This is a genomic window from Hyphomicrobium album (genome assembly GCF_009708035.1).
GTDB classification, from domain to species: domain Bacteria; phylum Pseudomonadota; class Alphaproteobacteria; order Rhizobiales; family Hyphomicrobiaceae; genus Hyphomicrobium_A; species Hyphomicrobium_A album.
The window spans coordinates 1,575,406-1,594,398 of the sequence record NZ_WMBQ01000001.1 but is presented as its reverse complement, the minus strand read 5'-3'; the positions used below and the strand labels follow the sequence as shown (position 1 = coordinate 1,594,398).

Here is an 18,993-nt window from a genome sequence, read left to right as displayed (position 1 = left end):
CGCCGATGACGGTCCGTCTCACCCGCGTGATCCTTTACGTGCACGACGTTGACAAGCTGTCGGCCTTCTATCGCGAGGCCTTCGGCTTCGTGTCAGTGGAGGAGATCGCGGGCGAGTGGGCGGTTCTGCGGGCCGGTGCGGTCGAGCTGGCGCTGCACCGCGTCGGCGCAGCCTATCGCGGCATGACGCCTGCGGGCGACAGCAACGCCAAGCTGGTTTTCGCCATTGATGCGCCGGTCGCCGACAAGCGCCAGGCGCTTCTGCAACGCGGCGTGCCGATGGGTGAGACAAAGTCCTATGGCGCCTCGGGGCCGTTGTGCGATGGCCGCGATCCTGAAGGCAACGTGTTCCAACTCGTCGGAGCCGTCGCTGCCTAGTTTCCTGCAGCCTCGGCACGCTTTGCGCTGCCGCGTGGCCGATTCTGCAGTGCGCGGGCCAGCAGCATCCCCGTGAGCATCGCCGGTACGAATACCAGCGTGCCGGTGGCGAGCAGTGGCAGCGACACGATTGCCGGCCCCGGGCAGAACCCCGACAGCCCCCAGCCAATGCCGAACAACCCGGCACCGAGCAGAAGCCGCACGTCGATGTCGGTCTTGGACGGCAGCGACAGGGTGTCGGCGAGGAGCGGGCGGCCGCGTCGGAAGGCGAGGCGATACCCGGCGAATGTCACGACGATAGCGCCCAGCATGACGAAGGCGAGGCTCGGGTCCCAGGCTCCGAACGGGTCCAGGAAGTTCTGCACCTTTGCCGGATCGGCCATCCCCGAGACTACGAGCCCGAGGCCGAACAGCAGACCGGCGATGGCGCTGACGAGGATGCGCATGGTTCAATCGGCTCCCGGCAGTACGTGGCGGACGACGAGCACGGTGAGAAACGCCGTCGCCATGAAGGTCAGCGTCGCCACCAGCGAGCGCGCCGAAAGTCGCGACAGTCCGCACACGCCGTGGCCGCTGGTGCAGCCGCCGCCAAGAATGGCGCCGAAGCCGACCAATAGGCCGGCACCCGCGAGCAGGGGGAGGTTGCCGGACACCGTCTGCTGCACGGCGAGGCCGGTCGCCGCCGTGTAGAGGACGGGCGCGGCAACTAATCCGGCGATGAATGCTGCCGCGCCACCGACGCCCGGCTCGCCATAGGGCGGCAGGAGGCGTCCGAGGATGCCGCTGACGCCGGCGATGCGGCCGAGGAGCAGCATGAGAATCACCGCCGCAGCACCGATCAGCGCGCCGCCGAGCAGCGATTCAATGGGTGTGAAGGGCGTAGCGGGCATGGACCTCGACCTTTGCGGCGCGGCGCCAGCCGCGAGGATGGCGGGCCACCGCATATAGCGACCCGCCAATGGAAGGATAGGCCGCGCACGATCCTCACTTCAACCGTGCCGGCGGATCATCATCAATCGCAGAGCGGAGCGCTATCTGCGTTGTCCGTTGCGGCGCTTCCCATGCGCAGCCGGTGCCCATCGAGATCTTCGACATTCATCTCGCGCAGACCCCAGGGGAAATTCGTCGGCGGCTGACGAATGGTGGCCCCGTGCGTGCGGTATTCGTCGAACAGCAAATCGACATCCTGCACGAAGATGGAGACCCATGTGCCTGGCGAGCCCTGTCCGCCTTGGCACAGGAATAGCTTCACGCCGTCGCGGCTGACGCAGCCGAAGGTCGCTGGTGCTCCCCAGTCCCATTCCTTGCGGAACCCGAGCTTCTCGACATAGTAGGCAATCGACGCGGGGACGCTCTTCACGTTGAGGATGGGAATGGCCTCGCTGAAGCGATTGTCGCTCAACTCCTGGCGCTCGGCGCCTGCGCCGAGCAGCGCTTCGACGATCCGCCGGTCCGTCCGCGCCGTCGCGTCATTGAGGGGCGTCAATCCGCGATCGTCCTTGGCCTTTGGGTCGGCGCCGCGCCGCAACAGGAGCGCCACGATTTCCGGCTGGTTCTTCAAGACGGCGAAATGCAGCGGCGTGCGGCTATTTTCAAACCTGCTCATCCGTCGCGACACCAAACTTGCATCGGCGTCGAACACGCGCTCGATGAGGTCGGCGCGTCCGAGAACGATCGACGAGAAGACGGTCGGCTTGGCGCCCCGCGCCAGCAAATAGTCGGCGGCCTCGCGGCGCACGTGCTGGAAGATCGTTGCCCAGCCGATCACGCCTGCCTCGTGAGCGTCCCCTTCGCCGTCGATGTCGGCGCCGGCGCCCAGTAGACGTTCCACCACGCGCAGATGGCCACCCTGTGCCGCCCAATGCAGTGCAGTCGCCTGGTCGAGCTTGTCGCGCAGATTGACGTCGGTGCCGTGCGCGAGCAACACCTCGACGCAGTCGAGATGGCCGTTCTCGGCGGCGAGGTGCGACAGCGGAGTGCCCCATTGGCCGCCGGTGATCGATAGCTTGCGCGGGTGCTCATCGAGCAGGCGAGCCAGCTCGTGGGCGTCGCCCCTTACGGCGGCAGCTATGATTTGGCCATCGAGGCTGACGCTGTCGACGTGCTCCTTGAGCACGCGCCAGCTTGCAAATCCGTATTCTCTCGAAATGTCGAGCTGAGCTTGATGGAGCTTTGCGGAAGGGTCGCCGCTGCGGAGCCCGGCGAGACGCTCTTTCGCGGCCTTCTTGAGCCAAGCAAGGTCGGGACGCGGCGGAAGCTTGTTGGGCATCGGACACCTTCTTTCTGAAGCGCCCGGCGTCCGCGTCACGGGCAAGAAAGAAGATGCAACATTTTCTTGCAGATGGAGGTGGGTTCAACCCTTTACGCGGACCGTCGGTCGCCTCTCGACCGGGCGCAATTATGTGTGCCGCAGCGGGAGCTAGTCAATCGTCGGTTACTTTCGCGCTACCAGCAATCCGGGCTCAAATGGCCAACCAAGCTTGACAGGGGCAGACGCCGCGCGCTTGCTGGCGGCGCCGCAAGGTACCTTCCCCCGGTGCTCTAGACGGAGACAGCGAACATGGAACCGGATCAGACTGTTCCCGCAACAGAACAACGCAAGTCCAGTTTCGGCGACACCGCCATCTGGATGCGCGGCCTCTACATGCTCCTGCTCGTGTTGGCATTCGGCGTCGCCCAGATGCTGCTGTGCGTGACGACCATCGCGCAGTTCCTGTGGCTGCTTTTCAGCGGCGAGCCGAATGTGCAGCTCACGCACTTCGGCCGGTCGCTGGCCCGCTGGCTGGCTGACACGGCGCTCTTTCTGACGGGCGCCACCGATGTGAAGCCGTTCCCATGGGCGCCTTGGCCGCCGGCCAGTTGAGGCCGCCCTGTTGCGCGTGTAACAGCGCGCACCACATCGACCGACTATTGCTCCGCCCCTCGATGAGCGCGGTGGTCGCGCTCGACAATGATTGAGGAGCAAACAGATGTTGTCGATGATGGTTGCGTTTCAGGCTGCGATGACTCGTCCCGGCGAGCTTGCCAAGCCGGCACCCCGTCCGCAGCAGGCCGACAAGCCGAGCCGCTGACGCCACGCGCGCACGAGACGCTCGGCAAATGAAAGGGCGGATCGGCTGAGCCGATCCGCCCTTTGCTGTTTGCGCAGCGCGCCCTCAAAAAAAATCATGCCGGCCACTTGCATCGCGGGGGGGAGGGGCCATCTCAGTCCCCCTGTGAACGACGTCGCTTTCGCGAGCGCGATTGGCGCGCTCAAGTGGACCGTCGGAGGAGACTGAAGATGCAGTCCATGATGGTTGCATTCCGTGCCGCGATGACTCGCCCTGGCGAGATGCAGAAGCCGCGCCCCGCTGCTGAGCAGCCGCAGCCGCCCGCGAACAACGAGCGCTAAGTAGAGCTCGAGCACCGGCACGAAGGAGGACGGAGCGGCGCGGCTGCTCCGTCCTCAATTGTTTTTGGAGGCGCTCAGCCAGCCACCTCGGCCATCAGCCAGCGCGCCGTGCGCAGCAGGCGCGCATCGTCATGCCGTTGGCCGACGAGCTGCACACCAACCGGCATGCCACGCACCTGCAGCAGCGGCAGCGATACCGCGGGCATGCCCAGGTAGGTCCACAGCCCGTTCATGATCGGGCTGCCTGTGGCGCCCAGCCCGCGCGGCGCGGGACCCATCGCGGCGGGCGTAAGGATGGCGCTGAACGTTTTCAGCGCGGCGGCAAGGGCGCGATATGCGGGCTCGCGTCCGGTGATGGCACGCAGATATTCCTGGGCGTCGACAGCCCGCCCTTCGTTGAGCCGCTGCGCCAGCCCCGGCGATATGTGCTGCGGCGCCTCGTCCAACAGCGGGCCGTAGTAGTGGGCGTTCTCCGCGAGCTGCACGATGCGCTGCCACTCGACCACGTCCGCGAGCCGCGGAAGATCGAGTTCCACGATCCGATCACCGAAGCGCCCAACCAGCTCCGCAAATGCCACCTTCATGTCGGGGTCGGCATCCGTCCAGGGCGGCGGCTTGACGAACGCAAGCCGCGGCGGGATCGGCGGCCTCGCCCGTGCCGTGCCGACGAGGCCGGGTCGCGCGCGCCGGAAACTCGCCGCGTCCTCCGGATCGAAGGCGGTCATGCAGTCGGTGATGAGCGCAAGGTCCTCGACCGATCGCCCGTAAACGCCGACCGTGTCGAGCGTGTGCGACTGCATCAGCACGCCCGCGCGCGGTACGAGACCGAGCGTCGGCTTGAAGCCGTACACGCCGCAGAACGAAGCCGGCCGGATGATCGAGCCGGCGGTCTGACTGCCGAGCGCGGCCGGCACCATATGGTCCGCGACAGCCGCCGCTGAGCCGGCCGACGAGCCACCCGGCGTGTGCTCGAGGTTGTGCGGATTGCGCGTCCTCGCCGGCGTGAGCAGCGCCAGTTCCGTCGTTACGGTCTTGCCCAAGATCACCGCGCCCGCGGCGCGCAGTGCCGCGACGCACGCAGCGTCGCGCTCCGGTCGGCGGCCATCGAAGATCGGCGAGCCGTTGGCGGTGGGAAGATCGAACGTGTCGAAGATGTCCTTGATGCCGATGGGCACACCATGCAGCAGGCCCAAATGGTCGCCGCGGCGGATCGCAGCATCTGCCTCGCCCGCCTGCGCCAGGGCCAGATCCGCGTCGAGATACTCCCACGCTTGCACCTGCGCGTCGCGCGCGGCGATACGGTCGAGGCAGGCGGCGACCAGTTCCCCCGACGAAAGCCGCCCTTCGCGGATGGCCTCGGCCGCGGCTGCAGCGGTAAGGTTTGTCGGGTCGGAGTGGATCGGTCCGCTCATACTTTGGGCGATGCTCTTTGTGGCCCGTGGGCTCAGTGGCTGCGCGGTTCGTGCGGCAACCTGGCCACAGGGCTGCGGAGGCCGATTTCCGCACCCCTTAACTGCCGGGCGCAAACCGCTCAAACCCTGGGCTGACCGCTTGACGGGCCTTTGCTTTCCTACCTATAGCTCATCCCTTCGCCGATAAAAGAAAACCCCTAAGGGGTGCCTCGTTCGGTCGTGACCGGGAGTGGCGCTCTGAGGGGATTGTTGCGAGCTGCGTTGAGCATTGCGAGGGGAACGATAATGGCCAATCAGTCGGGCCGACATTTCCTGCAGATCCCTGGGCCGACCCCGGTCCCGGAGCGGATCCTCAGTGCCATGTCGCGGCAGATGCTCGACCATCGCGGTCCGACGTTCGGCGAGTTCGGCCTGAAGCTGCTGGCCGACGTCAAGACGATCTTCAAGACCCACAACCCGGTCATCATCTATCCCTCGTCCGGCACGGGCGCGTGGGAGGCCGGTCTTGTCAACACCCTCTCGCCCGGCGATCAGGTGCTGATCGTCGAGACCGGGCAGTTCGCCGTCCTCTGGCGCAACATGGCCGAGCGCATCGGTCTGAAGCCCGAGGTGATTCCGACCGACTGGCATTCGGGTGCCGACGCCAACAAAGTCGAGGCGCGCCTCAAGAAGGACAAGTCGCACGACATCAAGGCCGTGTGCGTCGTTCACAACGAGACGTCGACGGGCGCCCGCTCGTGGATCGACGAAATCCGCAAGGCCATGGACGCCGCGCACCATCCGGCGCTGCTGATGGTCGACGCCGTGTCGTCGCTTGGCGCGATGGACCTGCGCCACGACGAGTGGGGTATCGACGTCACCGTGGCCGGCTCGCAGAAGGGCTTGATGCTGCCGCCCGGGCTGTCGTTCACGGCCGTCAGCCAGAAGGCGCTCGCCGCCTCCAAGAAGGCCAAGCTGCAACGCTCCTACTGGAACTGGGACGACATGATCGCCATCAACGCGGCGGGCACATTTCCCTACACGCCGGCGATCGGCCTGCTGTTCGGCCTCGCCGAGGCGATCGCCATGCTGCACGAGGAAGGCCTCGAAAACGTCTTCGCGCGCCACGAGCGCCTCGCCGAGGCGACGCGCCGGGCCGTGCGTGGTTGGGGCCTCGATACGTGGTGCCGCGATCCGCGCTCGCACTCGCCGGCGGTGACCGCCGTGGCCATGCCGGAGTCGCATAACGCCGACGCCTACCGCAAGCTGGTGCTCGAGAACTTCAACATGTCGCTGGGCACTGGCCTCAACAAGCTGGCCGGCAAGGCCTTCCGCATCGGCCACCTGGGCTACACCAACGAGCTCACCATCCTCGGTGCGCTGGCGGGTGTGGAGATGGGGCTCGAGCTTGCCGGCGTTCCGCACGAGAAGGGCGGCGTCACCGCGGCGATGGCCTATCTTTCGGAAACGGTGCGGCCCGCAACCGCCAAGGCGGCGTAATTGCGGGCCCGTGGGCCGCTATCACCAATTAAAAAGGGTCTTGATAGAACTGGCTTTGACGGAAGCGGCTTTGATTGAATCGGCTTTGACGCCGGATTTCGGCACGTTCGACGGTCCGGAGTAGCCGACCGAGGCGAGTTCCACCTTGCAGCGCTGGCCGAGCTTCGCATAGCGGGCGATCACGCAGCTCTTCACTTCCGAGTACGTTGGCGTGCTGTCGATGCAGCCGATGCGGCGCACGTCGCTCTCGCAGGCGGCGCGCAGCGCCGGCGTCACCTCGGGCGGCAGCTTGGGTTCCTCGGCGAAGGCCATCGAGCCGGCCGACATAGCTGCACATACGACAAGAACGCGCGATCTCTGCATAACTTCCCCTCTTCAGTGTGCGAGGTGAACTACATGCAGAATGAAGCAGCAGAATGATGACGGATACAGGGTGTGCGGCAGCGGACCACACGCAAAAATCGCAAGCGGCCCCATGTTATCGAGCACGCGCGTCGTGCAAGCGGATTGAAGCGGCTTACTTTTTTCCGGGCTTGATGGCGCGGCCGAACGCTTCGGCGATACGCGCGCTGCAGAGGTCGTCCTTGTGGATAACATCGTTGGCGCCGCCGGTGATAAGCCGCGTGCGCGCGGCAAGCGAGCTGTCATTGCAGACAACAATCACGGGTCCAGCGTAGCCGGCGCGGCGAAGTTCGGCGGTGGAGCTCTCCGCGTCGGTAGATGGGCAGCCCATCTCGACAATGAAAACGTGGGCCGGCTGATGTTCGGCGAGGCTACCGAGCGCGGTGTCGAGCGAGGATGCCCGGCGTATCGGTACGTTGTAGCCCAGCAGCACGCGCAGCGTGGCGGTGAGGTGCTCGGCATCCGCCGGCGCGTCCGTCACGATAAGGACGTCATGCGGCAGATGCTGCCGCGCGTTCCGCCACGCGCTCAGATGTTTGATTGATATCTTCGTCGCCTCCGCGCAATCGGCGGCCCCCAGGCGCCCCACACGAGGTCACAGCAGAGCAGGGCCCTCTCGGCAGTACGTCGCCGGTGCGGCTGGCGTTACATTCCAACATATTAGACTGTGGCGTCGTCCGGACCGAAGGCAGCGTGCCGGAAGGCGGTGTAGCTGTCGCTGATGCGGCGCGTTCTCGCGTCAGTGCCGGCGGCATGGGCAACGACGGCGTCGGCGACCCGGCGGATGGCGTGCGCCAGCTCGGCGGCAATGGGCCAAGTGCGTTCGGCAGAGGCGTCGGGGAGCAACATGCGCCGGTGCGCGTCCTCCTCGGCCAGCGACTGCTGATATTCTCCGGCGGTCGCGGCGGCGAACATCGCCTGCTCAGCCGGCCCGAAGTTGTCCCACAGCGCGCGGCGCACGCCGAGGAAGAACGCCGTGCCGTGGCGGTTGAAGCTGGTGCCGGCCGAGTGAGACGCCACGCCCGGCAGGCCGAGCGCATAGCTGATGATGGCGCCGCCGCATTCGGCGGCGAGAACATCGCCGCGCTGCATGGCGCCCGCTAGCTCTCCGGGCTCCAGGGTCACCGGCTCGAGGCCGAGCCCGCGTCCGACGTCGCGTGCCAGACCCTGCAAGTGCGCTGTGCGGCCGGCGAGTGCGGCCATGCTCTCGACGCGCTCGGTCGCAAGCAGGTAGCTGTGACGGCCCGTATGCGCGGCAAGCAATGGCTTCACGCCGAGCTCGCCGGCGAGGTCGTCCCACAGCGCCTGTCCACCGCCGACCGAAACCCACGTCTGCAAATGCTGCGGGCTCATGCCGCGATCGCCCGGCAGACCTGAGAAGAATGCAAGCCCGCGTTGGGCGTCGGGGGCGTCGCCAAAATAGAGGTCGGCGTCGCCCGCGCTGACGGCCGAGAGGCCATCGGCGACGGCAAACGTCGGGACGATGCGATACCGGCCACCGCTCAATTGCATGATGCTTTGGCCGAGACGATGCGCCCAGTCGGCTGGGCCGGCGTAGCCCTCGGCCCACGGCATGGCGAGGCGAAGCTCGTGCAGGTCCGCGGCGACTGCGGGAGCAGCGAGTGTTGGCTGCGCCGTGGCGGACGCAGCTGTTGCCGCGGCGGCAGCCGCACCCGTGGACTTCAGGAATTCGCGCCGGTCCATCGAGCCTATCCCCTCTCGGCAAGCGTCGGCCGCATCAAAGCCGATCGGCGTGTCATTGACAACGGGGAGCACCTTGGACGGTGCGGTCCGGCACAATTGGTAACCGTAAAGTCCGCCAGGGTCCTAGGACTTGGCGCACTCGATGGCGACGCTCCTGCTCGAGCCGATGCTGACCGAGCCGCCACCGCTCATCGGGCCGCTGCTGCCGGGCTGCTGCGCGTTCTGGCCGAGCGCGCTTGAGAACGCATCGCTCAACTGCTGCGTATCGGCGTCTTCGGGCGGCTCGTGGATCGTCGGCTTGCAGGTCGTTGGGGCGTTGGCGCTGAGCTTGATCGGATCGGCCTCGGCGAAGTCGAAAGCGATGAAGTAGCTGGAATCGAACACCGCGAAATTAAAGCCCGTGGCGTCCGCCGGCACTGGTTGCTCGAGCGGCAGCGTGAAGTGCAGCGTGAGGATGCCCTTGTCGGTGTACTCCAGCCAGTAATCGACCGGCGGATTGAATTTGAGCGGCTTGTCGCCGAGCTTGGCGAAGGTGAAGTATTCGAACTCTTTGAGCCCGTCGATGTTGACCTGCGCCAGCTCCTTCAGCTCCTCGCGGTCGTACTTGCCGTCGCCGTTCTTATCGAGACCTTCGATCGCCTGTTGCGTGTAGATCTCGTCGAACGTCCACGCCTGCTGCAGGCCCGTGATGGCCGCTTTTTCGTAGAGGACCGTCTCCTTCATCGTCACCCACACGTGCGGATGGGCGAGCGCCTGCGAGGTCGCGCCGCTCAGACCGGCGACCGCCGTCGCCATGGCGAGTATCGATGTCGGGGCGCGCAATTCGCTTCTCCTCTCGGATGCCGGCAGCCAGTCCAGGGGATGGAGCAGGAACGTGGCGGTTGCGTGATGGCCGGCGCTGGAATAGGTTGCACCGGATATTATCACATCCACCAATCGATGGATATTCGCATGGCAGGCGCCCCCTGGACGCTGGGACAGACTGTGCTCGGCGCGTTCGCCGCCAGGTTGAGGCAGGTTGTCCTCGCTACCGCGCTTGTCGCTGTCCTCGGCCCGGCGATGGCCCGTGCCGAGGTCACCGACGTCGTCGTCACCATCAAGCCCATCCATTCGCTGGTCGCGCAGGTGATGCAAGGGGTCGGCGTCCCGGTGCTGCTGGTCGACGGGGCCGCCTCGCCACATAGCTTCTCTCTCCGGCCGTCGCAGGTGCGCGCCATCAATAGGGCGGGGGTGTTCATCCGCGTGTCCGAGCGGCTGGAGCCGTTCACCGGCAAGATCGTTCGCTCCCTTCCGGACGACGTGCAACTCGTGACCCTCGCCGACATGCCGGGCGTCAGGCTGTTGAGCCGGCGCGAGGACGGCAGCTTCGACGACCACGTCCATGTCGCCGGCGACAGCCACGACGCGGTGAAGGACAGTCACCTCTGGCTCGACCCGGACAACGCCAAGGTCATCGGCAATTACGTCGCCGGCGTGCTCAGCGCGCGCTATCCGCAGCATGCCGAGCGCTTCAAGGCCAACGCCGAGCGGTTGCGTGGCGAGATCGACGCGCTGACCAGCGAGCTCGAAGCCGTGACGCAGCCGCTGCGCGACCGGCCGTTCGTCGTCTTTCACGACGCCTACCAGTATTTCGATGCGCGCTTCCGCCTCGATGCCGTCGGCTCGATCACCGTGAGCCCCGAAGTTCAGCCGAGCGCCAAACGCCTGACCGAGCTGCGCCGGAAGATCCGCTCGCTCAAGGCCGTGTGCGTGTTCGCCGAGCCGTTTTTTCAGCCGGCTCTCGTTGCTGCCGTCATCGAGGACACCGATGCGCGGGCCGGGACGCTCGACCCGGAAGGGTTGAGCCTCGAGCCCGGGCCACGCCTCTACTTCCAGCTGATGCGCAATCTCGCCGCCAGCTTGAAATCGTGCCTTACCCCGGCGACCTGAGCCGGCGGGCACAAACGAAAAGGGCAGCGCCTTGGTGCTGCCCTTTGCAATTTCATTGCGCGCGATCTGAGCTTAGAGCGCGGCGCTCTTGCCGGGCTCGGCCGACTGAGCCGACGTCGCCTTCTTGGCGTCCTCGGCCGCCTTCTTGGCGGCTTCGGCGGCGGCGCGGGCAGCCTCGGCAGCCTTGGCTGCAGCGGCGGCGGCGCGCTCCGCAATGGCCACGGCGTCCTCGTGTGGCGCCGGCTTCTTGTGCGCCTCGGCCTTCTTCACCGGCTTCTTCTCGAGCGGCTTCTCGGCGGCCGCGGCGAGTGCCGCCTCGTCGGCCGACGGATCGACGGCAGGAGCGCCCATGTCGTTGGCGCCCGTGTCGCTGGTCGCGGCGACCGTCTCGACGTTGGCTGCGGGCGTACGCATGCGGATGCTGCGCGGCGGCGCCTTGTAAGTCGGTGCCTCGGCAGCGGCGGCGGCCATCGGGTTATACGGAGCCGGCTCGTCGCCAGACGCCACGGCCTGGCTGTTGAAGCGCTGCCACGTCACCGTCACCTTGGTGCCGACGGGAACCTTTGGATAGAGGTCGAGCACGTCGTCGTTGAGCATGCGGATGCAGCCCTTCGACACCGCTTGGCCGATCGTCCACGGGGCGTCGGTGCCGTGAATGCGATAGGTGCTGGAGCCGAGGTACATGGCGCGCACGCCGAGCGGGTTCATCCGGTGGCCACCGGGGACCCACAGCGGAAGCTTCGGGTTCTCACGCAGCATCTCGGGCGTCGGACGCCACGATGGATTGATGCGCTTGTCGGTGACCGAGGTCGTGCCCTGCCAGCGGCTCTGCTCGCGCGGCACGGCGATCGGGTAGCTCGTGGCCGTCCCTGCCTTGGTGATGAGGTACAGCCGGCGATCGCCGAAGCTGACGATGACCTGGCCGGCGGTATATTTCTGATCGAACGAGACGGTTTGCTTGCCGCCGCCCCATTCCTGACTGCCGCCCCAAAGGAATTCGAACAGACCCTGGGCATGCGCCTGGGACGTCGCGATGGGAACAATGGCAACGGTGAGGGCTGCCACGGCAATAGAACTCATCAGACCGCGAGATGGCATTACTGAATGGCTCCGGAGGTTCGCTCAGTTGGTAGGGAGCTTGAGGGCGATATGGTGAATGCCACGTATATATCAGTCCCACTTTGTCGCGGCAGAGCATGCAGGACACAGTTGTGGTCGTATCGCACCTGCGAGCACGCTTTCAGGATTTTCCGCTCTAGCTGTTTCCTGGATGCACGGCCAAGCGCCTGAAAACCCGGCAAATCGGCGCCTAAGGGTGCGGCATCCCCGTCGCCTGCCGAATCGATTCGCCTGTTGGCAAGATCTCAGCTGTGGAAAATTTGCATCTTAGTGCGGGGGTGGCTGCAACCTTTATTCTCCCCTTTTGTTCCCTGTTTGATCTTGACCCGAAACCTCACCCAGTCTAGAACAAAAAAAGAACGCAGCGGCATTCGAGCTGCCGTTGCCTCGGTTGTTGCGAGAGCGTTCCAATGCTGCAGAGGGTCCCACCCCCCACCCCACCGTCCGACCTTCTGCAGCGGATCTCGCGGCCAGAGCCAAGCCCCAGTGCGTGTCCGCGTAACGGGTTGCGTAGCGTAAGGCTTGGCGGCTCTAGCCCAAACCGGAACGGCGAGTCCCTCCTCGCCGTTCCGGCGGGCCAGCTACCGCACAACAAGACGAATGTGCTCGCCGATTTGCGCACGCGCATCACGCAGCTGGAGCGTGGCGCTGCCTGCCTCGCCTCCTCATCCATTGCACCTCAGCAAGATCAAGCGCCGCGCCTATGGACGCTCGGAGACGCTGATCTCGACCAGCGTCTTGGCGGAAGCCTCGATGCGCTTTCTCTGCACGAGCTGAAGCCCGAGCTATTCGGACCGGACGCGGGAGCGGGCTCCAGCGCCGGCAACTGGGCGGCCGCGCTCGGCTTCGCCCTGCGCCTCGCGGTGCGCCGCCTGGAGAGCATGGAAGCTTCGCAAGGCGGCGCTTCCCGTATCCTGTGGTGCTGGCCGTCCGCGTTTGCGCGCGAGCTCGGCGCCCCGCACGGGCATGGCCTTGCCGCGCTCGGACTTAAACCTTCCGCCTGGCTGTTCGCCGAGACGGCGCGCGCCAGCGATGCTTTGTGGGCCATGGAGGAGGGCCTGCGCTCCGAGAGCCTCGCCCTTGTCATCGGCGTGGTGGACGAGGCGGAGCTGACGCCCGCGCGCCGCTTGAGCCTGGCGGCGGCAGAGCATTCCACGCCCTGTCTCATCGTCACCGATCCGCGGCTGTCGCCTGCGGGATCGACCGCCACCCGCTGGCGGGTCGGGTCGCGCCAAAGCGCCTCGCATCCCTTCGACGGGGCTGCGCCGGGGGCTTCGCACTACGCCGTCGCCTTGGAACGTTGCCGGCATCGCCCGCTGACACGCGAGCCTGTGCCCTCTCTCTTGGAATGGTCGGATGAAACGCATCGTTTCCGTGTGGCTGCCACTGTGGCCCATCGAGCGGATGCACCGCGCGCAGCCATCGCTGGTTCCCGGTGAGGCGCCGCTCGCCCTGGTCGAGGCGGGCACGCACGGCATCCGCATTACCGCCGTCAACCCGCAAGCGGCGGAGCAAGGCGCGCGCATCGGTCAGGCCCTCGCCGATGCGCGCGCAGCTTTGCCCGCGCTGTTGACGCAACCGGCCGATCGGCGCCGGGACCGCACGGCGCTGTTGCGCCTCGCCCGCTGGTGTGGCCGCTACGGTCCCAACCGCAACATCGACGGCGATGACGGCCTGTGGATCGACATCACCGGCGTGGCGCACCTCTATGGCGGCGAGAGGCAACTCGTCGGCGATCTCATCGACAGGCTGTCGCGCTTTCATCTGACCGCACGCGTCGGTCTCGCCGATACGCTCGGCGCCGCGCACGCGTTGGCCCGCTTCGCGCCGTCACCGGCGATCGCCGCGGAAGGCGAGGCGGAAGCCTGCCTCGCGCGGTTGCCGGTCGAAGCGCTGCGGCTCGCACCCGATACGGTGCTGCTCTTGAAGCGACTCGGCCTCAAGCGCATCGGCGATCTCTATCGTCTGCCGCGCGCCGCCCTGCAGCGCCGCTTCCGTTCGGCAAAGGGCGTCGAGGCGGTGCTGATGCGGCTCGACCAGGCGCTGGGCGAGCGCTCCGAGCCGTGCCGGCCGCTCATCGAGCCGCCGGCCCTCTATGTGCAACGCTCATGGCCCGATCCGCTCATCTCGCCCGAGCAGCTCGAAGCCGAGACGGCGCGGCTCGCCGAGGAGCTTTGCACTCATCTGGCATCGCGCGGGCTTGGCGCCCGCCGGCTCTGCCTGTCGCTCTATCGCGCCGACGGCAGCATCGCCGAGGCCCGCGCCGGCCTGAGCGCGCCATCGTGGACGCCCGAGCACATGACCGGGCTCCTAAATGAGAAGCTCGCCGCGCTCGATGCCGGTTTCGGCGTCGAGGTCATGGTGCTGGCGGCGGTTCAAGTGGAGAAGGCGCCCGTTGAGCAGGGTGCGCTCGCGCCGCGCTTGCAAGGCGACGCTCGAGGCGATGCGGCGCAGCTCGTCGATCGTCTCGCCAATCGCCTCGGGGCATCGCGCGTGACGCGCCTCGAGGCGCACGCCAGTCATATCCCCGAGCGCAGTGAGGCGCGCGTTGCCGCGCTCAGTCACGCGCGCGAGCTTGCCTGGCCGCTGCCGCCCGGACCGGCGCGTCCGCCGTTGCTCCTGGAGCAGCCGGAGCCGATTTGCGTCATCGCCGAGGTGCCGGAGGGTCCGCCGGCGCGGTTCACCTGGCGGCGCGTCGAGCGGCGCATCCTCAAGGCGCAAGGCCCGCAGCGCGTGGCGCCCGAATGGTGGGACGAGATCGCCGCCAGGAAGAGCGGCACGCGCGACTACTACCGCATCGAGGATGAGGGCGGCGCCGGCTACTGGGTGTTCCGCGAAGGCATTTACGGGCGCGACGAGGAGCTACCGCGCTGGTTCCTGCACGGGCTGTTCGGATAGCGCATGGCAAAGAAGCCCACAGCCGCCCGCTACGCCGAGCTGCAGGTGACGACCAACTTCTCGTTCCTGCGCGGGGCCTCGCACGGCGAGGAACTGGTGGCGCAGGCGCATGCGCTCGGTATGGAGGCGATCGCCGTCACCGACCGCAACACGCTCGCCGGCATCGTGCGCGCGCACCTGGCGGCGAAGGAAGTGGGCTTGAAGCTGATCGTCGGCGCGCGCCTCGACCTGCAGGACGGCCCTAGCCTCTTGTGCCTGCCGCGCGACCGGCAGGCGTACGGGCGCCTGTCGCGGCTGATCTCGCTCGGGCAGATGCGCGCCAGGAAGGGCGAGTGCACGCTCTTTCTCGCCGATGTCGCAAATCACGCCGAGGGACAGATCTTCATCGCGCTGGCCCCCGACGACTGGGACTGGCGCGCACTTATCGCCGCCGATGATGAGGCGCCGCCCACCGCCGCCATCCTGCCTTTCCCTAACGCAAAAACTTCCCCCTCTCCCTGTTCTTCACGGGGAGAGGGTCGGGGTGAGGGGCAGAAGTGCGCGTCGACACAAGCGGTTGCCCCTCACCCTAACCCTCTCCCCATGCCGAGTGGCATGGGGAGAGGGAATGCGACTACGTTCGAGGGGGAGCTACAGCGGGTGAAGGCGGCGTTGGGCGACGGGGCCACGCTCTACCTCGCCGCGAGCCACACCTATCGCGGCGACGACCGCGCCCGCATTGCCGCGCTGGCGGCGCTCGCTGAGCGCTGCGCAACGCCGCTCGTCGTCACCGGCGACGTGCTCTATCACGCGCCGCACCGGCGCCCGCTACAGGACGTCCTCACCTGCGTGCGCGAGAAGACCACCATTCAGGAAGCCGGCCTCAGGCTCGAAGCCAACGCCGAACGGCATCTCAAATGGCCGATGGAAATGGCGCGCCTCTTCCGCGGGCACGAGGACGCCCTCGCCCGCACGCTGGAGATCGCCGTGGCCTGCACGTTCAGCCTCGACGAGCTCGTCTACGAGTATCCCGACGAGCCGACCCCGCCGGGCAAGACGCCGCAAGCCTATCTCGAGGAGCTCGCCTGGGAGGGCGCCCACTGGCGCTTCCCCGACGGCATTCCGGAAAAGGTGCACGGTCTCATCGTGCGCGAGCTGCGGCTCATCGATCAGCTCAACTACGCGCAATACTTCCTCACCGTGCGCGACATCGTCCACTTCGCCCGCTCGCAGGGCATCCTCTGCCAGGGTCGCGGCTCGGCCGCCAACTCGGTCGTCTGCTATTGCCTCGCCGTCACTGCGGTGAACCCCACCGAGATCGACGTGCTGTTCGATCGCTTCGTCTCGCCCGAGCGCAAGGAGCCGCCCGACATCGACGTCGATTTCGAGCACGAGCGGCGCGAGGAGGTGATCCAGTACATCTACGCGCGCTATGGCCGCGACCGGGCCGGCCTCGCCGCCACCGTCATCTCCTACCGCGCCCGCTCCGCCGTGCGCGACGTCGGCAAGGCGATGGGCCTGTCGGAGGATACGGTCGCCGCCCTCGCCGGCATGGTGTGGGGCACGTCGGGCGGCGGCGAATTGCCCGAGAAGCACGTGTGCGCCGCCGGGCTCGACCCGAAGGACCCATTGCTGGCGCGCGTGCTGGAGCTTGCCTACGAGCTGATGGGTTTTCCGCGCCACCTCTCGCAGCACGTTGGCGGCTTCGTCCTGACGCGCGGACCCCTGGTCGAGGTCGTGCCCGTCGGCAACGCGGCGATGGACGACCGCACCTTCATCGAATGGGACAAGGACGACATCGCCGCGCTCGGCCTGTTGAAAGTCGACGTGCTGGCGCTCGGCATGCTCACCTGCATCCGCAAGGCGTTCGACCTCATCGAGCAGCACGAGGGCACGGCGGTGACGCTCGCCACCGTGCCGCGCGAGGACGAGGCCGTCTACGACATGCTCTGCAAGGCGGACTCCATCGGCGTCTTCCAGGTGGAAAGCCGGGCGCAGATGAACATGCTGCCGCGCCTGAAGCCGCGCTGCTTCTACGATCTGGTCATCGAGGTGGCGATCGTGCGCCCCGGTCCCATCCAGGGCGACATGGTGCATCCCTACCTGCGCCGCCGCGACGGCGTGGAGGTGGAGCACTATCCCTCGCCGTCACCCAAGTGCGGCGACAAGGACGAATTGCGCAACATCCTCGGCAAGACCAAGGGCGTGCCGCTGTTCCAGGAGCAGGCGATGCGCATCGCGCTCGTCGCCGCCAAGTTCTCCGACGCGGAGGTGAATGAGCTCAGGAAGGCGATGGCCACCTTCCGCCGTCGCGGCACCATTGGGCTCCTGGAGGAGAAGATGGTCTCGCGCATGGTGGCGCGCGGCTACGACAAGGACTTCGCGCAGCGCTGCTTCAACCAGATCAAGGGCTTCGGCGAGTACGGCTTCCCCGAGAGCCACGCGGCGAGCTTCGCGCACCTCGTCTACGTGTCGTCGTGGATCAAGTGCCACCATCCGGCGGCGTTCGCCGCGGCGCTTTTGAACTCGCAGCCGATGGGCTTCTACGCGCCGGCGCAGATCGTGCGCGATGCGATCGAGCATGCCGTCGAGGTGCGCGCCGCCGACGTCAATCTGTCGGACTGGGACAGCACGCTGGAGAAAGACAATGCCGGGCGCCCGGCGATGCGCCTCGGCCTGCGCCAGATCGACGGCCTGCAGGAGGAGGAGGTGAAGAAACTTACTGCAGCACGCACCTCTTACCCTCTCCCCAGCGGGGAGAGGGCTTCGCGCCATGACCTTAGGCCCGGGAGCGAGAACTTGACTCTGGCAACGAATGAAACGTTAGGGCCTAAGTCATCAGGCGCGAAGGGTGAGGGGGCACAAACGCCGCCGAGCGGAGGAACCCCCTCACCCGGTTTGCCATGTGACTCGCTCCCAAGAGGTCGCAAATCCCAGCAAACCGCCCTCTCCCCCGTCATGGTGGAGCCATGCTTCGCATGGACGGGGAGAGGGGAAGTGGGGGCGGCTCTGCCGAGCATCAAGCCGTTTCGCGACGTGCACGACCTATGGGCGCGGGCACGGGTCAAGCTCGTCACGCTCGAGAAGCTCGCCGCGGCAGACGCCTTCCGCTCCGTCCAAGCGGAGCTTGGCTTCGCCAAGACGGGCCTCGACCGCCGCCAGGCGCTATGGGAGGTGAAGGCGCTGGGCGCCGCCGAGCCGCTGCCGCTGTTCTCCTGGAGCGAGACGCGCGAAGCCGCCGCCGAGGCGTTCGTGCAGCTGCCGCAGATGCGGCTCTCCGAGCACGTCGTCAACGACTACCAGACGCTCAGGCTATCGCTCAAAGCCCATCCGATGAGCTTCCTGCGCGAGCGTTTCGCCGGCCGCCGCGTCATCGCCTGCGATGAGCTGCGCGGCATCAAGGACGGCGCCTATGTCTCCGTCGCCGGCGTCGTCCTCGTGCGCCAGCGCCCCGGTTCGGCCAAGGGCGTCGTGTTCATGACCATCGAGGACGAGACGGGCATCGCCAACGCCGTGGTGTGGGCGAAGACGCTGGAGCGCTTCCGCAAGGAGGTGATGGCCTCGCGTCTCATCGTGATCCACGGCCGCGTGCAGCGGCACCAGGACATCATCCACGTCGTCTCGGCCAGGCTGGAGGATCGCTCCGACTGGCTGCAGCTCCTGTCAGCCGAGGCAGCCACCATGAAGGCCCCGCTCGCCAATGCGGACGAGGTGCTGCGCCCCGATCCGGGATCGGCGCACCCGGCGAAATTTCCCGCCGACCCGAACGCCGACAAGATGCATCCGCGCTGGGCGAGCCATCCGCGCGACGCGCGCATCATCCCCAAATCGCGCGATTTTCACTGAGGCTTATAGTCTGGCAGCATCTCAGTGTCGGGCACGCCATTGGCTCCCATGAACACCGCCAGGATGCGCGCCGGAAATTTTCCCGTATTGCGGCCGTTGTGCGGGATGTCGATCGCCTCCATCAGCGCATCGCCCTGCCGATAGACATGCGTTCCCTTGCCCGCGTACTTGACCGTTACTTCGCCTTCGAGGATGTAGCCGAACATCGGCACGTCGTGCTGGTGCCAGCCCGTTTCCTCCCCCGGCAGCATGGTGACGATCGCCGAGACGATTTTCGCAGGCGACTGCGTGGGATAGGCGATGGGCTGGGAAAGGATCGTCTGCCCAGTGTCGAGCAGGGGCTTGACCGTTTCGCGGCCGATGCCGCGGTCTGACTGGGCGACGAGCAGCGCCGCGCTGAGAAAGACCGCGGCCAGCGGCCACATGAAGTATCGCGTATTCGACATCGGCCGGTTCC

The 18,993-nt window shown here is 66.9% G+C and carries 17 protein-coding genes; 7 read left to right on the top strand and 10 right to left on the bottom strand.

All coding sequences use genetic code 11. The annotated features are described in order from the left end of the window. The first annotated feature begins 5 nt into the window (after positions 1-5). Positions 6-377 (top strand): VOC family protein, encoded by a 372-nt coding sequence (locus GIW81_RS07720; protein WP_154738676.1) that lies wholly within the window; start codon positions 6-8, stop codon positions 375-377. On the opposite strand, the gene GIW81_RS07715 is transcribed toward GIW81_RS07720, so the two are convergent. The 3 genes from GIW81_RS07715 to GIW81_RS07705 all read right to left on the bottom strand — a co-directional run bounded on the left by GIW81_RS07715 (position 374) and on the right by GIW81_RS07705 (position 2,646). Further along, positions 374-823: a YeeE/YedE family protein gene (locus GIW81_RS07715; protein WP_154738675.1), complete on the bottom strand. Its 450-nt coding sequence runs from the start codon at positions 821-823 to the stop codon at positions 374-376. The two genes, GIW81_RS07720 and GIW81_RS07715, sit on opposite strands and share 4 nt — an antisense overlap. A 3-nt stretch (positions 824-826) precedes the next feature. After that, entirely contained in the window at positions 827-1,267 is a 441-nt protein-coding gene (locus tag GIW81_RS07710; protein WP_154738674.1) for a YeeE/YedE family protein, read from the bottom strand. A 122-nt stretch (positions 1,268-1,389) separates the two neighbouring features. Continuing rightward, a complete protein-coding gene (locus GIW81_RS07705; protein WP_154738673.1) occupies positions 1,390-2,646 on the bottom strand; it encodes a glyoxalase superfamily protein in 1,257 nt (418 codons plus the stop codon). Between the two features lie 291 nt (positions 2,647-2,937). On the opposite strand from GIW81_RS07705, the gene GIW81_RS07700 reads away from it, so the two are divergent. Then, entirely contained in the window at positions 2,938-3,240 is a 303-nt protein-coding gene (locus tag GIW81_RS07700) for a DUF4389 domain-containing protein (RefSeq protein WP_154738672.1), read from the top strand. A gap of 602 nt (positions 3,241-3,842) precedes the next feature. On the opposite strand, the gene GIW81_RS07695 is transcribed toward GIW81_RS07700, so the two are convergent. Next, on the bottom strand, positions 3,843-5,180 hold the full coding sequence (locus GIW81_RS07695; RefSeq protein ID WP_154738671.1) for an amidase: 1,338 nt from the start codon (positions 5,178-5,180) through the stop codon (positions 3,843-3,845). Positions 5,181-5,465: 285 nt separating this feature from the next. On the opposite strand from GIW81_RS07695, the gene GIW81_RS07690 reads away from it, so the two are divergent. Continuing rightward, positions 5,466-6,659, top strand: coding sequence for a pyridoxal-phosphate-dependent aminotransferase family protein (locus GIW81_RS07690; protein ID WP_154738670.1), 1,194 nt, complete (start codon positions 5,466-5,468; stop codon positions 6,657-6,659). Between the two features lie 21 nt (positions 6,660-6,680). Here the strand turns inward: GIW81_RS07690 and GIW81_RS18815 are convergent, their stop codons facing one another. The 4 genes from GIW81_RS18815 to GIW81_RS07670 form a co-directional block, all read right to left on the bottom strand. Next, entirely contained in the window at positions 6,681-7,022 is a 342-nt protein-coding gene (locus tag GIW81_RS18815) for a hypothetical protein (protein ID WP_195930451.1), read from the bottom strand. A 154-nt stretch (positions 7,023-7,176) separates the two neighbouring features. After that, on the bottom strand, positions 7,177-7,542 hold the full coding sequence (locus tag GIW81_RS07680; RefSeq protein WP_195930450.1) for a response regulator: 366 nt from the start codon (positions 7,540-7,542) through the stop codon (positions 7,177-7,179). 179 nt (positions 7,543-7,721) lie between these two features. Next, positions 7,722-8,765, bottom strand: coding sequence for a twin-arginine translocation signal domain-containing protein (locus tag GIW81_RS07675; RefSeq protein ID WP_154739571.1), 1,044 nt, complete (start codon positions 8,763-8,765; stop codon positions 7,722-7,724). 123 nt (positions 8,766-8,888) lie between these two features. After that, complete coding sequence (locus tag GIW81_RS07670; RefSeq protein WP_195930449.1) at positions 8,889-9,587, bottom strand: DUF1007 family protein; 699 nt, start codon at positions 9,585-9,587, stop codon at positions 8,889-8,891. A gap of 129 nt (positions 9,588-9,716) precedes the next feature. On the opposite strand from GIW81_RS07670, the gene GIW81_RS07665 reads away from it, so the two are divergent. Beyond that, positions 9,717-10,694: a zinc ABC transporter substrate-binding protein gene (locus tag GIW81_RS07665; RefSeq protein WP_154738667.1), complete on the top strand. Its 978-nt coding sequence runs from the start codon at positions 9,717-9,719 to the stop codon at positions 10,692-10,694. A 72-nt stretch (positions 10,695-10,766) separates the two neighbouring features. Here the strand turns inward: GIW81_RS07665 and GIW81_RS19030 are convergent, their stop codons facing one another. Beyond that, complete coding sequence (locus GIW81_RS19030; RefSeq protein WP_229309110.1) at positions 10,767-11,792, bottom strand: L,D-transpeptidase; 1,026 nt, start codon at positions 11,790-11,792, stop codon at positions 10,767-10,769. Between the two features lie 623 nt (positions 11,793-12,415). Between GIW81_RS19030 and GIW81_RS07655 the strand changes: the two genes are divergently transcribed. Genes GIW81_RS07655 through GIW81_RS07645 form a run of 3 tightly spaced genes read left to right on the top strand, consistent with a single transcriptional unit; the run spans position 12,416 to position 18,536 of the window. Beyond that, positions 12,416-13,252, top strand: a complete 837-nt coding sequence (locus GIW81_RS07655) for an ImuA family protein (protein ID WP_154738666.1) — start codon at positions 12,416-12,418, stop codon at positions 13,250-13,252. Further along, the gene (locus GIW81_RS07650; protein ID WP_154738665.1) at positions 13,170-14,711 is read left to right on the top strand and encodes a Y-family DNA polymerase; all 1,542 of its coding nucleotides are present in this window, start codon (positions 13,170-13,172) and stop codon (positions 14,709-14,711) included. The genes GIW81_RS07655 and GIW81_RS07650 overlap by 83 nt, the downstream gene beginning before the upstream one ends. Positions 14,712-14,714: 3 nt before the next feature. After that, on the top strand, positions 14,715-18,536 hold the full coding sequence (locus tag GIW81_RS07645; protein WP_154738664.1) for an error-prone DNA polymerase: 3,822 nt from the start codon (positions 14,715-14,717) through the stop codon (positions 18,534-18,536). Here the strand turns inward: GIW81_RS07645 and GIW81_RS07640 are convergent. After that, entirely contained in the window at positions 18,530-18,982 is a 453-nt protein-coding gene (locus GIW81_RS07640) for a cupin domain-containing protein (protein WP_154738663.1), read from the bottom strand. The two genes, GIW81_RS07645 and GIW81_RS07640, sit on opposite strands and share 7 nt — an antisense overlap. Positions 18,983-18,993 lie beyond the last annotated feature (11 nt).

What these genes read in the sequence shown, in the direction of transcription:
- GIW81_RS07720 (WP_154738676.1), top strand. Translation starts at nt 6, where the DNA reads ATGACGGTCCGTCTCACCCGCGTGATCCTTTACGTGCACGACGTTGAC.
- GIW81_RS07715 (WP_154738675.1), bottom strand. Translation starts at nt 823, where the DNA reads ATGCGCATCCTCGTCAGCGCCATCGCCGGTCTGCTGTTCGGCCTCGGG.
- GIW81_RS07710 (WP_154738674.1), bottom strand. Translation starts at nt 1,267, where the DNA reads ATGCCCGCTACGCCCTTCACACCCATTGAATCGCTGCTCGGCGGCGCG.
- GIW81_RS07705 (WP_154738673.1), bottom strand. Translation starts at nt 2,646, where the DNA reads ATGCCCAACAAGCTTCCGCCGCGTCCCGACCTTGCTTGGCTCAAGAAG.
- GIW81_RS07700 (WP_154738672.1), top strand. Translation starts at nt 2,938, where the DNA reads ATGGAACCGGATCAGACTGTTCCCGCAACAGAACAACGCAAGTCCAGT.
- GIW81_RS07695 (WP_154738671.1), bottom strand. Translation starts at nt 5,180, where the DNA reads ATGAGCGGACCGATCCACTCCGACCCGACAAACCTTACCGCTGCAGCC.
- GIW81_RS07690 (WP_154738670.1), top strand. Translation starts at nt 5,466, where the DNA reads ATGGCCAATCAGTCGGGCCGACATTTCCTGCAGATCCCTGGGCCGACC.
- GIW81_RS18815 (WP_195930451.1), bottom strand. Translation starts at nt 7,022, where the DNA reads ATGCAGAGATCGCGCGTTCTTGTCGTATGTGCAGCTATGTCGGCCGGC.
- GIW81_RS07675 (WP_154739571.1), bottom strand. Translation starts at nt 8,765, where the DNA reads ATGGACCGGCGCGAATTCCTGAAGTCCACGGGTGCGGCTGCCGCCGCG.
- GIW81_RS07665 (WP_154738667.1), top strand. Translation starts at nt 9,717, where the DNA reads ATGGCAGGCGCCCCCTGGACGCTGGGACAGACTGTGCTCGGCGCGTTC.
- GIW81_RS19030 (WP_229309110.1), bottom strand. Translation starts at nt 11,792, where the DNA reads ATGCCATCTCGCGGTCTGATGAGTTCTATTGCCGTGGCAGCCCTCACC.
- GIW81_RS07650 (WP_154738665.1), top strand. Translation starts at nt 13,170, where the DNA reads ATGAAACGCATCGTTTCCGTGTGGCTGCCACTGTGGCCCATCGAGCGG.
- GIW81_RS07645 (WP_154738664.1), top strand. Translation starts at nt 14,715, where the DNA reads ATGGCAAAGAAGCCCACAGCCGCCCGCTACGCCGAGCTGCAGGTGACG.
- GIW81_RS07640 (WP_154738663.1), bottom strand. Translation starts at nt 18,982, where the DNA reads ATGTCGAATACGCGATACTTCATGTGGCCGCTGGCCGCGGTCTTTCTC.